Source organism: Tersicoccus solisilvae, assembly GCF_014643255.1.
Classification (GTDB): Bacteria; Actinomycetota; Actinomycetes; order Actinomycetales; family Micrococcaceae; genus Tersicoccus; species Tersicoccus solisilvae.
In genome coordinates this window covers 118,213-132,975 of sequence record NZ_BMJI01000001.1, presented here as the reverse complement: position 1 = coordinate 132,975, position 14,763 = coordinate 118,213, and the positions used below count along the sequence as shown (strand labels likewise).

Here is a 14,763-nt window from a genome sequence, read left to right as displayed (position 1 = left end):
AGTGTGACTCCTGGGACGGGTGTGGCGACAGCGACGCCTCAGCGGCCCCATGCGTCACACTCGGTGTAGCCGTTGCTCCGGTGCGCCGCCGGCCGGTCTCAGATCCGCGGACCCTCGATCCGCTCGACCGCCGCCGCCGTGCCGTCGCTGCCCCACGTCTCCGGGGCGGCACCCGGCAATTCGCCGTCGACGTGCCGCCGCTGCCACGGCAGCGCGACGGCCTCCGCCTCCCGCCACGCGATCAGCCCGCGGGCAGGGACGACGAGGACGACGTCCGCCTCCGCGAGTCCCCGCAGCATCCCGGCGCCGGTGTGGCCGCACGGGACGACGCCGTCGGTGCCGGCTTCCCGGCGGGCCGGGACCAGTCGCGTGGTGCGCCCCGGCGGCAGGTCGACGGTACTGCGCGCGAGCACCGATCCGGGCCGCGGCCGGCCGAGCAGCCCGGCGAGCACCGGTTCGGCGAGCGTGAGCAGCGTGAGCATGGCGGCAAGGGGGTTGCCCGGCAGGGCGACGACGAGCGGTCCGTCCGGGAGCCGGGCGAGGACGGCAGGGTGGCCCGGCCGGACGTCGATGCCGTCGATGATCAGCTCGGCGCCGAGGTCGAGCAGGCCGGCGCGGACGTGGTCGGCGGTCGAGCGGCCGGTGCCACCGGTGGTGACGACGACGTCGGCCGCGGCCCCGGCCAGCGCCGTCGTCACGGCGGCACGGTCGTCGGGCAGCCGGTGCACGGCGGTGGCACGACCACCGAGCAGCTCGAGGACGCCGGGCAGGACGGGCCCGAAGGCGTCGCGGACCTGTCCGGGCGCCGGGATGCCGGCGGTGATCACCTCGTCCCCCGTCAGCAGGGCGGTGACGGCCGGGGTGGGTCGGACGGTGAGGGTGTCGGCACCGGCGACGGCGGCGAGGGCCAGGTGCGCCGGCGTCAGCATCTCACCGGCGCGGATCAGCACGTCGCCGGCCAGGGCCTCCTCGCCGGACAGCCGGATGTGGGCGTCCGGGGGCACGGGTACCGGGCCGACGTCGATGAGCGTCGCGCCGGGCGTCTCGGGGGGATCCGCGTCGTCGCGTGCCGCCACCGGCTCGACGCGGCCGTGCTCGCTGCGCAGCACCGCGGTGGCGCCCTCGGGCACCGCCCCGCCGGTGAGGATCGGCACGGCGTCCCCCGCGATCAGGGGCGCGGTGACGCCGTGGGAGGGCGCCGTCGTCGTCTGCAGCCGCCACGGTCCGGCGCCGGCGACGGCCCAGCCGTCCATCGCCGAGGAGGCGTAGTGGGGCAGGTCGACCGGTGCGGTGAGGTCGGTGACGAGCGGGCGGCCCAGCGCCGCGGCGAGCGGCACCGTCCGGGCGGGCAGCAGCGGGGCGGCGGCGTACGCGAGCGCCCGGGCGGCCTGCCAGGAGGGAGCGGGCGGGGCCGACGGGCGCGGAGAGGCGCGGGTCGGCGATTCGGGTGGCCGGGAGGTGCCGCTCACGGAGCGGGCTCGCCCGTGACCCCGCCGTCCGTGCCCCGCTGGACCGGAGCATCGGACGTCCCAGTCGAGCCTCCGTCCGCCCCCGCGCGCTCCGTGGATCCCCCCGCGGCGTCCCGCTCGCTCGCGACCTTCTCCGCCAGCCGGCGCGCGGCGTCGTCGTACACGCCCATCACCGGTCCCGGCCGGTCCGTCCGGCCACCCGCCGCGGCCAGACCGGCGGCGAAGCCCACGATGTACGTGGTCAGCGGGGCGGCGGGGCGGATCACCCGGTGCGCGGCGACGCCGGCGAGGGCGAGGATGTCGTCGACGGGCACCTGGTCCAGCGGGACGCCCAGCTGCTCGGCCAGGCGCGTGACCCAGTCCTGCAGGATCTCGTCCTTCTCGCGCTCGCTCATGCGTCCTCCTCGGGTCGGGGCGGCCGGGTCGGGTCGTCCGGCAGGCGCACTCCGGTCCGGAGCGCATCCTCCACGGTATCCACGTCCGCGCTCTCCGCCCGGGTCAGCAGCACATCGACGCACGTCAAGGGCGCGATCAGTGCCCGCATCGACGCGCCCGTGGATCCGCCGCCCGAGTCCACCAGCTCGGCCACGGCGGCCACCAGCGCGCGACGGCGATACACCGCGGTCAGCGGCTGGCGGCGACCGTCCGGGTCGACGCCGACGACGGCGTCCACGGCGGTGCCGGCTTCCCGGGCCGCGGTCCGGACGGCGGGCACCAGCGCGGCGACGGCCGCGGCCGGGTGCACGAGGTCGCAGGAGAGCAGCAGCACCCAGGCGTCCCCGTCCCGGTCCGGGTCGAGCGCCGCCAGGCCCGCGGCGGTGGCGGCCGCCGGGCCCCCGTACGGCGGATCCTCCCGGGCGGTTCTCAACCGCGCTGCCCCGGCCGGGTCTGTTCCGCTGCGCGACGCCGTGATCCGCGCGGCGTCCTCCCCGGAGGCCAGCACCCGTTCCGGACCCACGACCACCACGGTGCCCGCCACCCCGTCGACGGCGTCCAGCGCCCGGTCCAGCAGCGGTTTCCCGTCCAGGGTCAGAGCGGCCTTGTCGATGCCGCCGAGCCGGGAGCCGCGACCACCGGCGAGGACGATCGCGTCCAACTCGATGCCGTCGGGCGGGCCGTACGGCCCGGGGCCGGGGACGGTGTCCATCTCGATCCGCCGCCTATCCCCCGGCGAAGGGCGGCAGCACGTCGAGGGCGCTCACCCCGTCGAGCGTTCGCGCGTCGTCGCGGCCCGCCATCCCGTCGAGCAGGAACGAGGAGCGCGCGAGCACGTCCTCGAGCCGTGGCTGACCCGGCAGCGGCGGATGCGCCGCCGTGAGTTGCGCCTTGAGGGCACCCAGCGTCAGGCCGTCGGCGTCGACGGTCTCCGCCGTCGTCCCGGCCGCGGCCGCCGCCGCCGCGTAGTAGTTGACCTTCACGCTCAGCCGCCGATCGCGCTCATCGAACGGTCCGGCTGCACGTAGCCGGAGGCGTCCAGGCCTTCCGTGCCGGGGGACTCGGTGCCGTGGGCGAGGGGTTTGACCCACATCGCCTGCCGCCAGCGCTGGGCAAGCTGCTCGTCGTCGGCCCCGCCGCGCAGCAGGTGCAGCAGGTCCACCTCCTCGTGGGAGAAGAGGCAGCTGCGGACCTTGCCGTCGGCCGTCAATCGGGTGCGCTTGCAGTCGGCGCAGAACGGCTCGGTGACCGAAGCGATGATGCCGAGGGTGCCGTGCACGGCGGGGTCGCGCCGGGCGACGGCCGTGTAGCGCTCGGCGGGTGCCCCGTCGCGCTTGGCCGGGTGCGGGGTCAGGGCGAAGTCGCGCTCCAGGTGGGCCCGGATCTGCGCGGCCGTGACCATGGTGTCCCGCCGCCAGCCGTGGTCCGCGTCCAGCGGCATCTGCTCGATGAACCGCAGTTCGTAGCCGCGCGCCAGGCACCACGCGGCCAGCTCGCCGGCCTCGTCCTCGTTGACCCCGCGCATCAGCACGGCGTTGATCTTCACCGGGGACAGCCCGGCGGCGTCCGCGGCGGCGATCCCCGCCAGGGTCCGCTCGAGCAGGTTCCGGCGGGACAGTGCGGCGAAGGTCTCGGGGCACAGGGTATCCAGCGAGATGTTGATCCGGCTCAGGCCGGCGTCACGCAGGGACGCTGCGCGGCGGTCCAGGCCGACGCCGTTGGTGGTCAGGGAGATCGGCAGATCCGGGTGGCGGCCCCGGACGCCGGCGACGACGTCCTCCAGGTCGGGGCGGATCAGCGGTTCGCCGCCGGTCAGGCGGAGTTCGACGACGCCGAGGGTGTCGACGGCGATGCCGACGAGCCGGGTGATCTCGCCGGCGGTGAGCAGCTGCGCGCGGGGCAGCCAGTCCATCCCGTCGGCCGGCATGCAGTACGTGCAGCGCAGGTTGCACTTGTCCGTCAGGGACAGCCGCAGGTCGGTGGCCACCCGGCCGTACCGGTCGGTCAGGCCGCCGCGTTCCGGCACGCCGGCGGTCGGGAGGACGCGCGGGATGCCGAGGGACACTGCCATTCGCCCATGCTACGGCGTCGCCTGGGCAGTCTGCTGCCGGTTGCCCTGCGCCGGCCGGCCGGTCACCAGACGTGCGGCGCGGGCTTGCGGGAGCCGGGCAGGGCGGTCCGCTCGCGCCATTCGTGCAGCCACGTCGGCACCACGCGGTCGGCCGGGAGCCGCTCGCCGATCGCGGCCAGGATGTCCTCGTTGGACACCGGCCCGGACCGGGAGAGCAGCCGGGTCGCGATGTACGCCCGCACGTAGATCTCCCCGTCGACGACGATCCGCTGCTCCACGTAGATGCACTTCTCGTCCATCCCGAGAATCTTCGTCTCCTGCGTGAATCGCTGGCCGAGCACCACGGACCTCCGGAAGGTGATGGTCTCGGCCTGCACCACGGGGGACCAGCCGCGCTTGCGCATCACGTCCCACATGCCGGCGCGCACCAGCAGGTCGAAGCGACCCAGGTCGAACAGGGAGAAGTACATGCCGTTGTTGATGTGCCGGGCGATGTCGATGTCGGTCAGCCGGGCGCGCATCGGCACGGTGGAGGTGTCCCAGATGGACAGCGGCGGACGTCGCCGGGAGGTGATCAGCCAGTAGAGCGTGCGCAGCAGCAGGTGCATGACGACAACACTACTCGCCAGTAACTTACAGCGGCAGCGGGCGGCGCACCGCGCTGACGGTGCGGGGGAGCAGCAGGAGAGCGAGGACGGCGGCAACGGCGTACGCACCGGCCTGGAGCTCCAGGAGCGGCAGGGTGCCGACGCGCTCCTGGAGGACTCCCGCGACGATCAGGCCCACCGCCTGCCCGGCGGCTTGTCCGAGCCCCAGGGCGGCGAACGCGCTTCCCCGTCGCGAGGCGTCCGACCTCTGCTGCACGAGACTCGTCGAGCCGGCGCTCATCAGCACCGCCGGAGCGCCGATGGCGCCGAACAGGACGGCATACACGGGCACCGCGTGGGTGGCGAACGACAGGTTCCAGACGATCGCGGTCAGGACCGTGAACGCGACGATGCCGGTGAGCATGAGGCGGAGCGCGTTCAGTCGGGCGCCGAGAATGCCCAGCACGCTGCCCGCCGCGATGGCTCCGACGGCCTGGACACCCCGGAGGAGCCCGACATCGGCGTCCGTTCCCTCGATGACGTCGGTGACGAAGAAGACGAAGAGCACGACGAAGAGGCCCTGGGCGACCGACGCGGCGGTCTCGACCACCACCACGCTGCGCGTCGCCGGGTCGCGGAACGCCCCCAGGATGCCGCCGTCCCGTCGGCCCGGCACGCCGGATCGGCGCCGCCGGGTGCGGGACGGGCCCCCTTCTCGCTGGCGAGGCAGACTCAGGACGAGGGCGGCGGCCACCAGATAGGTGCCGAGATCGACGAGTGCGACGGCGCTGAGACTTGCGGCTGCGAGCAGCACGCCGCCGAGCGGGCCGCCGATGATCCGGCCCAGGTCGTTGTTGAGGCCGGTCAACGCGTTCGCGGACGTCACGCGGTCGGAACCGACGAGCGTCGGCAGGAGGGAGCTCTTGGCCGGTTCGAAGAACGCCGCGAGAGCGGCCTGAACGACGATGACGCCGTAGACGACGGGCAGGTCGGCGTGATCGTGCACCGTCAGCAGCGGCAGGAGGCCCGCCGCCTGAGCGAGCGTGGCGACGGCCATCACGCGCCGGTGCGGAAGGCGATCGACGGTGCGAGCGACGACGGGCGCCAGCAGTACCGGCGGCAGGAGCCCGAGCAGGAACGCCAGCGACGTCCCGACCGCGGATCCGGTCAGGTGGAGCACGACCAGGGGCAGAGCGATCAGCATCAGCCAGTCGCCGGCGTCGGAGATCAGTCCGGCGAGCCAGAGTCGACGGAAGGCCGGGACGGCCATCGCGGTGCCGGCGCCCCGGGTCGCCGGCACCGCCGTGCCGAGGTCGGGAGATGTCATCGCGCGCGTCGGAAGGCGATCCGGGGGAAGGCATTGATGGTCAGGTGCACGTGCTCGGCGTCGTCGGGAGGATCCTGGCGCGTCGCCTGGATGTAGGGGCGGACGACGTCGTCGATCCGTCGGACGATGTCGGTCAGTTCGCTCGGCGACAGGGCCAGGCCGTAGGCGGCGTGCGCGTCGACCTCCCGCCACGGCTCGGGGACCTGGTCCCGTCCGCGCAGGTACTCGCGGGTCAGATGGTGGTCGAGCTCGACGGACGCGGCCACGAGTTCCTGGGCGCCGGCGGCATCGGCCGGGTCGACGGCGTCCGTCGTGAATCCGGTGATGGTGGCGCGCCACGGGCGCGACCGGCCGTCCCCGGAAGCGTCCGGCTCCACCAGTCCGTGCGAGGCGAGCACGCGCAGGTGATAGCTGCAGTTCGACGGAGTGTCCCCGACGGCGCGGGCGCACTGCGAGGCGGTGGCGGGGCCCTCCGAGCCGAGGAAGGTGAGGACGTCGAGGCGGAGCGGGTGCGCCAGAGCATCGAGGACCGCCGGGTCGGTGAGATTCGGGCGACGTTCCTGCATGACGACTGCTCCCATGATCTGAAATGGTCTTTCAGATCGTAGCGGTCGATCAGTCGACCTGCAAGAGCCTTTCAGTTCTGTCGCGATCCGGGTCCGGCGGCTCGGCGCCCGCCTAGCATGGGGATATGACGCCCCGCCCCGCCCGTGCCGTGGTCCTGCCGGTACGCGCCCTCTCCGTGGCGGCCGCCCTGCTGCTGACCGCGTGCGCGGCGACGACGGGTGGCACCGGGCCGGCGGGTTCAGGGACCGGCCAGTCGACCGGGCAGCAGACCATCACCGTCTTCGCCGCCGCGTCGCTGACCGACGTCGGGCCGCAGCTGGCCGACGCCTACCGGGCCTCCCATCCCGGCGTCGAGGTCCGGTTCAACCTCGCCGGCAGCCAGGCGCTGGTGAGCCAGCTGATCGCCGGAGCCGACGCCGACGTCCTGCTGACCGCCGACCAGGAGTCGCTGCAACCCCTGACCGGCACGGACATCCTCGCCGGGGACCCGACCGTCGTCGCCGTCAACCACCTCGTGCTCGCCGTCGACCCGTCGGCCGGCATCACGTCCCTGGCCGACCTCGAGCGCGACGGTGTGCGGACCGCGATCTGCGCGGCCGACGTCCCCTGCGGCCGGGTCAGCCGGGAGGTCCTGTCGAAGGAGAAGGTGACGCCGTCGGCGACGACCGAGGAGGAGAACGTGCGCGGCGCGCTCACCAAGCTCACCTCGGGCCAGGTGCAGGCGGCGCTGGTCTATCGCACCGATGCCACCAGCGCCGGGGACAAGGTCCGCGTCATCGATCTGCCCGACGCCGGCGGCAACCCGTATCCGGTCGCGCTGACGAAGGACGGCGCCGCGCGGCCGGCCGCCGCCGAGTTCGAGGCGTGGCTGACCGGGCCCGAGGCGCGCGCGGTGTTCGCCCGCGCCGGGTTCGACGCCTCGTCGTGAGGCCGGCAGACTCCCGCTCCGCACGCGACCTCGCCCGCGGGGACGCGTGAGCGGTCGCCTCCACGGTCGCCGTCTGCAGCGTGCGACGACGCCGACGTGGCTGTGGGTGCCGTTCGCGGTCGCGCTTGCCCTGACGCTCGGGCCGATCGCCGGGCTGCTGCTCAACGTGCCGTGGGCGCAGCTGCCCGGCCTGCTCGCCGAGCCCGAGGTGCAGCGCTCCCTCGCCCTGTCGCTCGCGACCGCCGCCCTGTCCACCGGGGTCTGCGTGCTGCTCGGCGTGCCCGTCGCGGTGCTGATGACCCGGTTGCGCGGTACCGCCGTCGACCTGGCCCGCGGCGCCCTGCTCGTCCCGCTCGTGCTCTCCCCGGTCGTCTCCGGCCTCGTGCTGCTGTTCTTCTGGGGCCGGTTCGGCCTGTTCGGCTCCCTGCTCGACGCCGTCGGCATCCGCGTCGGGTTCAGTCCGGCCGCCGTCGTCATCGTGCAGGTGTTCGTCTCGCTGCCGTTCTTCGTCGTCTCCGTGATGACGGCGCTCGCGGGGATCGACGAGGAGCTCGAGCTCTCCGCCGCGACCTGCGGCGCGTCCGCCGGGCAGATCCTCCGGCACATCACCGTCCCCCTGGCAGCTCCCGGCATCCTGGTCGGCACCCTGCTGGCGTTCGCGCGCTCGCTGGGGGAGTACGGCGCGACCATCACCTTCGCCGGCAGCATCGACGGGCAGACCCGGACCCTCCCACTGCAGATCTCCCTCGCGCTGAACTCGGCGCGACCGGACCAGGCGCTCGGCGTGTGCCTCATGCTCGTGGCGATCTACCTCGTCGTGCTCGTGGCCGCACGGTTCGCCGGCCGGCTCGCCGTGCGGTGGCGGTGACGGGTCATCCGGTGGTGAGACTGGCCACCACGCGTTGCCGCGGTGATCGGGGCGTGCGAGCCTGAGGAGAAGCCCGAGACCGGGCCACCGGACGAGGGGTGCCGTACCCGGCGAGCGACAAGACGGCCCGCAGGAGGTGCGTGATGTCGTGGATCGTCCTGGTGATCTCGGGAGTGCTGGAGGCCGTGTGGGCCACCGCCCTCGGCCGGTCGGAAGGTTTCAGCAAGCTGGGTCCGACCGTCGTCTTCGGTGTCGGCCTGATCGGCAGCATGGCCGGCCTGGCGTGGGCGATGCGCGAGCTGCCGACCGGTACCGCGTATGCCGTCTGGGTGGGGATCGGCGCGTCGCTGACGGTGGTCTGGGGCATGGCGACCGGCGCCGAACCCGCCTCGATCGTCCGGCTGCTGCTCGTCGCCGGCATCGTCGGCTGCGTGATCGGGCTCAAGCTGACCACCTGACCCGTTCCGTCACCCCAGCTCGTCAAGAGATGTCGCATCGAGGCCTGAATCGGGGTCAGATCGAACGTCTATTGGCGAGCTGGCGGGACGGCGGGCGGCGAGCGACGTCGGTACGCTCGGAGGCGATGACTCCCGCACCCACCGGCCAGGATCCCTGGCCCCACGCCGCCCGAACCGTCGAGCAGCACGCCGCCGCGGTGCTCGGGCTGCTCGACGGGATCACCCTCGACGCCCGGTTCGTCCCGCTCGAGCAGGCCGGCGGTCGGGTACTGGCTGAGGACGTCGTCGCCGGCGTCCAGCTGCCCCCCTTCGCCAACGCCCAGATGGACGGATACGCCGTGCGGGCGGACGAGCTCCGGGACGCACACGACGACGGCGAACCGACGCTGCCGCTGACCGGGGCCGTCCCGGCCGGGGCGGCCCCGCCACCGCTGCCGGCGGGCACCGCCGCGCCCATCATGACCGGCGCGATGATCCCCGCCGGTGCCGACGCCGTCGTCCCCGTCGAGGAGACCGACCCGGCGCGGTTCCCCGACTGGCTCACCGACGCGGACCCACAGCCGCCGGCCGGCGCCCGTGTCCGGTTCACCGCCGGTGCCGCAGCCACCGAGCCCGGCCGGTTCGTCCGGCCTGCCGGGTCGGACCTGGCGCGCGGCGCCGTCGCGCTCACCGCCGGCACGCGCGTGACCCCGGCAGCCGCCGGTGTCCTCGCCGCCCTCGGCCGAGCCGACGTCGCCGTCCGCCGTCCCCTGCGCGTGCTGCTCTACAGCACCGGCAGCGAGGTGGTGGAACCCGGTCTGCCGCTGCGGCCGGGCCAGATCCACGACGCCAACAGCGCCATCCTGCGCGCGGCACTGAACGCCTGCGGGACCGAGGTGGTCACCGCCCGGCTGGTCGCCGACGCGCCCGCCGCGCTGCTGAGCGCCCTGGACGCGGACGTCCGGGACGCGGCGCCTGACCTGGTGCTCAGCAGCGGAGGCATCAGCCGGGGCGCCTTCGAGGTGGTCAAGCAGTCGCTCGGTGGCCGCGGCGTGGCCTTCTGGTCGGTCGCGATGCAGCCGGGCGGTCCGCAGGGCGCCGGTCTGCTCGACGTCGGCGGCTCCCGCGTGCCGTTCCTCGGCTTCCCGGGCAACCCCGTGAGCACGCTGGTCTCGGTCGAGATGTTCCTCCGGCCGGCGCTCGCCGCCCGCTTCGGTGCACCCGCGCGGCCGCGCTTCCGAGCTGCCCTCGCCGAACCGGTGACGCCGCTTGCGGGCAAGCAGCAGATCCGCCGTGGAACGCTGACCGCGACGGCCGGGGGCCCGGTGGTCCGCCTGGTCGGCGGTCCGAGCTCGCACCTGCTGCACGCCGCCGCGACGGCCGACGTGCTCGTCCACCTGCCGGTGACGGCGGAACCGTTGGGCGTCGGAACCCCGGTGACGGTCACCCCGCTCGACTGAGCCGACCCGCCGGCTCGTCGACAGGAGTTCCATCGGGGCACGAACCGCCGGGGCGTTCCGCGCATCTCTCGACGAGCCGGCGCAGAATGAGCGGGCACGCACGCCGATCGAGGGAGCCGTCATGGGCCAGTTGATCTACTCGTCGATCGCCTCCCTCGACGGGTACACCGCCGACCGTGACGGCCGGTTCGACTGGGCGGCGCCGAGCGAGGCCGTGCACGCCTACGTCAACGAGCTCGAACGCCCGATCGGCACCTACCTCTACGGGCGACGCATGTACGAGACGATGCGGGTCTGGGAGACCGACGCGGACTTCGCCGCCGGCTCCCCGATCACGGCCGACTATGCGCGCATCTGGCAGGCCGCCGAGAAGGTCGTCTACTCGACCACGCTCGCCACCGTCGAGACCGAGCGCACGCGGATCGAGCGGACCTTCGATCCCGACGCCGTCCGCGCCATCGTCACCGCCGCCGCCGCCGACGTCTCCATCGGCGGTCCCCACCTCGCCGCGGCGGCCCTGACGGCCGGTCTCGTCGACGAGGTGCAGCTGCTGCTCGTGCCGGTCGTCGTCGGCGGCGGCACCCCGTTCTCCCCGCCGGGGCTGCGCCGCGACTTCACCCTCGTCGGCACCGAGCGGGTCGACGACGTCGTCCATCTGCGCTACCGGCTCGTCCATTGAACCCCTTCCGCCGGCTCGCCAATAGATGCTCGAAGACACCGGACATCGGCCCGGATGGAACGTCTCTTGGCGAGCTGGCGCGAGAGGACGGGCCCCGGCGACGCGTGAGACGATGACGCCATGCCCCCCGCCGAGAGCCCCCGGACCGCCGCGCCCACCCTGACGCACCTGCGTGCGGACGGTTCGGCGCACATGGTGGACGTCTCCGGCAAGGCCGAGACCACCCGCACCGCGGTCGCCGAGAGCGTGTTGCGCACCACCACCGCCGTGCGCGACGCGATCATGACCGGGGACCTGCCGAAGGGCGACGCGCTGGCCGTCGCCCGCGTCGCGGGGATCATGGCCGCCAAGCAGACCCCGGCCCTGATCCCGCTCTGCCACCCGCTGCCGCTGGCCAAGGTCACCGTTGACTTCGCCCCCCTGGACGACGACGCCGTCGCCATCGAGGCCCGCGTGACCACCCGCGGGGTCACCGGCGTCGAGATGGAGGCGCTCACCGCCGCCTCGATCGCCGCCCTGACCCTTTACGACATGATCAAGGCCGCGGACAAGGGCGCCACCATCGAGACCACCCGGGTGCTCGCCAAGTCCGGCGGCAAGAGCGGGGACTGGACCCGATGAGCGAGCACGGCACGCCCGGAACGGCGCGGCCCCACGCCACCGACGCCGGCACCGCGCACCGGCGCGCCGTCGTCATCGTCGCCTCCACCCGGGCCGCCGCCGGGCAGGCCGAGGACACCACCGGGCCCGCCCTGGTCGGCTGGCTGCGCGACCGCGGTTTCGCCGTGCCCCAGCCCGTGGTCGTCGCCGACGGCGAGCCCGTCCGCGACGCGCTGCTCGCCGCCCTCATAGGCCATCCGCGCGTCGTCGTCACCACCGGCGGTACCGGGCTCAGCCCCACCGACCACACGCCGGAGCTCACCGAGCCGTTGCTCGAGCGCCGGCTGCCCGGGGTGGTGCACGCGCTCGCGGCCCGCGGGGCCTCGTCGACGCCGACGGCGGTGCTCAGCCGGGGGGTCGCCGGCACCGTCGGGCGCACGTTCGTCGTCAACCTGCCCGGCTCGGTCGGCGGCGTGCGGGACGGGATCGCGGTCCTCGACCCGATCCTCGAGCACCTCTGCGGTCAGCTGGAGGGCCGGCATGAGCACTGAGTCCCCTCGCGCGGGCGACACCGTGGAGAGCACGGTGGTCCACGCCGAGGTCACCGATCGTCCGCTGGACCTGTCCTCCCTCGTCGCTGCCGCCGGGTCGGACCGCAGCGGTGCCGTCGTCAGCTTCAGCGGGGTCATCCGCAACCATGACGGCGGCCGGGCGGTGCGCCGGCTGAGCTACTCCGCTCATCCGGCCGCCGGAGCCGTCATCGCGGAGGTCGCCGCCGAGGTGGCCGCCGCGCACCCGGGGGTGCGGATCGCCGCCGCCCACCGCGTCGGTGAGCTGGAGGTCGGCGACGTCGCGCTCGTCGCCGCCGTCGCCGCCCCCCACCGTGCCGAGGCCTTCGCCGCGTGCGAGGCCCTGATCGAGACGGTCAAGGCACGGGTGCCCATCTGGAAGCAGCAGTGGTTCCCGGACGGCACCAGTGAATGGGTCGGACTGTAGCGACTCACTGGCGGGGGGAGGCGGCAGCGCCGTAGGCTGGCGATTCATCAGGGTGCTGATCACCCGGGGGTGTGCCCTCCGGCCCGGCACCCGGAGAAATGGTCGCCACCAAGCCGAAGGAGCACCATGCCCGAGAAGAATCTGCCCGGAGCCCCGACGACGGAGCCCGTCTCCTACGACGAGCCGACGACGCCGGTCGACCCGCCGGCGCCCAAGCCCGACCAGGCCGGCCCGGCGAACGTCTCGCCCACCGGTGCCGACTACGGCGCCGACCCGACCACGAACGCCCAGCAGGGACAGCGGCTCACGTCCGCCGTCGGCATCCCGCTGCGCAACACCGACCACTCGCTCACGGCCGGCCCCCGCGGGCCGATCCTGCTGCAGGATCAGCACTTCCGGGAGAAGATCTCTCACTTCGACCACGAGCGCATCCCCGAGCGCGTCGTGCACGCGCGCGGCGCCGCCGCCCACGGCGTGTTCGAGGCCAACGGTGCGGCCGAGAAGATCACGCGCGCCGCCTTCCTGAAGAAGGGCGTGAAGACGGACACCTTCGTCCGCTTCTCCACCGTCCTGGGCTCCCGCGGGTCCATGGACACCGCCCGCGACACCCGCGGCTTCGCGACGAAGTTCTACACGACCGAGGGCAACTACGACCTGGTCGGCAACAACATCCCGGTGTTCTTCATCCAGGACGCGATCAAGTTCCCGGACGTCATCCATGCCGGCAAGCCGCACCCGGACCGGGAGATCCCCCAGGCCCAGAGCGCGCACGACACGTTCTGGGACTTCGTCTCCCTGCACACCGAGGCGCAGCACCACACCATCTGGAACATGTCCGACCGGGGCATTCCGCGCTCCTACCGCACCATGGAGGGCTTCGGCGTCCACACGTGGCGCCTGGTCAACGACGCCGGCGAGACGACGCTGGTGAAGTTCCACTGGAAGCCACGGCTCGGCGTGCACTCGACGACGTGGGAGGAGGCGCAGATCGCCGGTGGCACCGATCCCGACTTCCACCGCCGCGACCTCGCGGTCGCCATCGAGGCCGGGGCCCACCCCCAGTGGGACTTCGGGGTGCAGGTCTTCCCCGACACCGAGGACCAGATGTTCGAGGGCATCGACCTGCTGGACCCCACGAAGATCGTGCCCGAGGAGCTCGCCCCCGTGCAGATCATCGGCACCATGACGCTTAACCGGAACCCGATCAACTTCTTCGCCGAGACCGAGCAGGTCATGTTCAACCCGGCGAACCTGGTGCCCGGCATCGACGTCACCTACGACCCGCTGCTGCAGGGCAGGCTGTTCTCCTACCAGGACACCCAGCTGACCCGACTCGGTGGACCCAACTTCCAGCAGATCCCGATCAACCGGCCGCACGTGCCGGTCAACGACATGCTGCGGGACGGGTTCCACCAGCACGCCGTGCACGGCGGCGTCGCCCCGTATCACCCGAACTCGCTGGACGCGAACAACCCGCTGCCGACCCCGCCGGAGGAGGGCTCCTACATCGAGGTGCCGCAGCGCTTCGAGGCGGTGACCGACCGGAAGAAGGCCGCGACCTTCGACGATCACTACAGCCAGGTCGGGCTGTTCTTCCGCTCCCTGACTCCGGTGGAGCAGGAGCACGTGGTCAACGCCTACACGTTCGAGCTCTCCAAGTGCTGGGACGAGACCATCCGGAAGCGGCAGCTGCAGGCGCTGGCGAACGTGGACGCCACCCTGTGCAGCCGGGTCGCCACCGGCCTGGGCCTCGAGGCGCCGTCACCGACGGGCCCCGCGGCGGGCACCGCCTCCAGTGCCGCACTGTCGCAGCTCGGCAAGGAGTGGCCGGTCGACGGGCGGCAGGTCGGCATCATCGTCGACGCCGCCAGCGACCTGGCGGCCGTCGGCGACCTGCGCTCGGCGTTCCTCGCCGCCGGCGTCGTCCCCCTCGTCGTCGCCCCGACGGGCGGCCCGCTGGGTGACGGGGTGGTGGCCAACCGGACCTGGGCCAACGCGTCGTCGGTCGAGTTCGATGCGCTCGTGCTGACGACGACGGCGGCTCCCGCGCCGGACGCCCTGGTCGCCCGGGACGCCAAGGCCGGCCAGGACACCGAGCCGGGCGTCGACCCGCGCGTGGACAAGCTGCTGGGCGAGGCCTGGCGTCACGCGAAGGCGATCGCCGCCGTGCCCGACGCGCAGGCCTCTCTGCTCGCTGCGGGCGTGGTCGACGGCGCCCCGGGCGTGACCGTGGGCGGTGCCGCCGAGCTCGGCCCGGCGGTGCTCGCGGCCCTGGCGAAGCACCGGGCCTGGGAGCGCTTCCCCACCGCGGTGTGACGAGCGGATGACCGCATGAAGAA

17 protein-coding genes and 1 riboswitch are annotated in these 14,763 nt (G+C 73.6%); of the genes, 9 read left to right on the top strand and 8 right to left on the bottom strand.

Features of this window, described 5'->3' with window-relative positions:
* Positions 1–98: 98 nt before the first annotated feature.
* The 8 genes from IEX22_RS00645 to IEX22_RS00610 form a co-directional block, all read right to left on the bottom strand.
* Positions 99–1,469 carry a molybdopterin molybdotransferase MoeA gene (locus IEX22_RS00645; RefSeq protein WP_188664766.1) on the bottom strand — a complete coding sequence of 457 codons (1,371 nt, stop codon included), beginning with the start codon at positions 1,467–1,469 and terminating at the stop codon, positions 99–101.
* Complete coding sequence (locus IEX22_RS00640; RefSeq protein ID WP_188664765.1) at positions 1,466–1,864, bottom strand: DUF6457 domain-containing protein; 399 nt, start codon at positions 1,862–1,864, stop codon at positions 1,466–1,468. Before IEX22_RS00640 ends, IEX22_RS00645 begins: the two co-directional genes overlap by 4 nt.
* On the bottom strand, positions 1,861–2,616 hold the full coding sequence (mobA, locus tag IEX22_RS00635) for a molybdenum cofactor guanylyltransferase (RefSeq protein ID WP_188664763.1): 756 nt from the start codon (positions 2,614–2,616) through the stop codon (positions 1,861–1,863). Before mobA ends, IEX22_RS00640 begins: the two co-directional genes overlap by 4 nt.
* Before the next feature lie 13 nt (positions 2,617–2,629).
* Positions 2,630–2,887, bottom strand: a complete 258-nt coding sequence (locus tag IEX22_RS00630; RefSeq protein WP_188664761.1) for a MoaD/ThiS family protein — start codon at positions 2,885–2,887, stop codon at positions 2,630–2,632.
* Between the two features lie 2 nt (positions 2,888–2,889).
* On the bottom strand, positions 2,890–3,975 hold the full coding sequence (gene moaA / locus IEX22_RS00625; protein ID WP_188664759.1) for a GTP 3',8-cyclase MoaA: 1,086 nt from the start codon (positions 3,973–3,975) through the stop codon (positions 2,890–2,892).
* A 62-nt stretch (positions 3,976–4,037) separates the two neighbouring features.
* Positions 4,038–4,583, bottom strand: coding sequence for an acyl-CoA thioesterase (locus IEX22_RS00620; RefSeq protein ID WP_188664756.1), 546 nt, complete (start codon positions 4,581–4,583; stop codon positions 4,038–4,040).
* Between the two features lie 25 nt (positions 4,584–4,608).
* Complete coding sequence (locus IEX22_RS00615) at positions 4,609–5,889, bottom strand: MFS transporter (RefSeq protein ID WP_188664754.1); 1,281 nt, start codon at positions 5,887–5,889, stop codon at positions 4,609–4,611.
* Positions 5,886–6,470, bottom strand: a complete 585-nt coding sequence (locus tag IEX22_RS00610; RefSeq protein ID WP_188664753.1) for a winged helix-turn-helix domain-containing protein — start codon at positions 6,468–6,470, stop codon at positions 5,886–5,888. The genes IEX22_RS00615 and IEX22_RS00610 overlap by 4 nt, the downstream gene beginning before the upstream one ends.
* A 110-nt stretch (positions 6,471–6,580) precedes the next feature.
* On the opposite strand from IEX22_RS00610, the gene modA reads away from it, so the two are divergent.
* From modA to IEX22_RS00565, 9 genes are all read left to right on the top strand, one after another.
* Positions 6,581–7,384 (top strand): molybdate ABC transporter substrate-binding protein, encoded by an 804-nt coding sequence (gene modA, locus IEX22_RS00605; protein WP_188664751.1) that lies wholly within the window; start codon positions 6,581–6,583, stop codon positions 7,382–7,384.
* A gap of 46 nt (positions 7,385–7,430) precedes the next feature.
* The gene (locus IEX22_RS00600) at positions 7,431–8,252 is read left to right on the top strand and encodes a molybdate ABC transporter permease subunit (protein ID WP_229659663.1); all 822 of its coding nucleotides are present in this window, start codon (positions 7,431–7,433) and stop codon (positions 8,250–8,252) included.
* Between the two features lie 66 nt (positions 8,253–8,318).
* A riboswitch (guanidine-III (ykkC-III) riboswitch) is annotated at positions 8,319–8,384 on the top strand.
* Positions 8,385–8,395: 11 nt separating this feature from the next.
* Positions 8,396–8,710: a DMT family transporter gene (locus IEX22_RS00595; RefSeq protein WP_188664749.1), complete on the top strand. Its 315-nt coding sequence runs from the start codon at positions 8,396–8,398 to the stop codon at positions 8,708–8,710.
* Between the two features lie 125 nt (positions 8,711–8,835).
* Positions 8,836–10,149, top strand: a complete 1,314-nt coding sequence (locus tag IEX22_RS00590; RefSeq protein ID WP_188664747.1) for a molybdopterin molybdotransferase MoeA — start codon at positions 8,836–8,838, stop codon at positions 10,147–10,149.
* A gap of 121 nt (positions 10,150–10,270) precedes the next feature.
* Positions 10,271–10,828, top strand: coding sequence for a dihydrofolate reductase family protein (locus tag IEX22_RS00585; RefSeq protein ID WP_188664745.1), 558 nt, complete (start codon positions 10,271–10,273; stop codon positions 10,826–10,828).
* Between the two features lie 120 nt (positions 10,829–10,948).
* Positions 10,949–11,449 (top strand): cyclic pyranopterin monophosphate synthase MoaC, encoded by a 501-nt coding sequence (gene moaC / locus IEX22_RS00580; RefSeq protein WP_188664744.1) that lies wholly within the window; start codon positions 10,949–10,951, stop codon positions 11,447–11,449.
* On the top strand, positions 11,446–11,979 hold the full coding sequence (locus IEX22_RS00575) for a MogA/MoaB family molybdenum cofactor biosynthesis protein (RefSeq protein ID WP_188664741.1): 534 nt from the start codon (positions 11,446–11,448) through the stop codon (positions 11,977–11,979). The genes moaC and IEX22_RS00575 overlap by 4 nt, the downstream gene beginning before the upstream one ends.
* Positions 11,969–12,424 carry a molybdenum cofactor biosynthesis protein MoaE gene (locus tag IEX22_RS00570; protein ID WP_188664738.1) on the top strand — a complete coding sequence of 152 codons (456 nt, stop codon included), beginning with the start codon at positions 11,969–11,971 and terminating at the stop codon, positions 12,422–12,424. The genes IEX22_RS00575 and IEX22_RS00570 overlap by 11 nt, the downstream gene beginning before the upstream one ends.
* 126 nt (positions 12,425–12,550) lie before the next feature.
* Positions 12,551–14,740 carry a catalase gene (locus tag IEX22_RS00565; RefSeq protein ID WP_188664735.1) on the top strand — a complete coding sequence of 730 codons (2,190 nt, stop codon included), beginning with the start codon at positions 12,551–12,553 and terminating at the stop codon, positions 14,738–14,740.
* Positions 14,741–14,763: the final 23 nt, after the last annotated feature.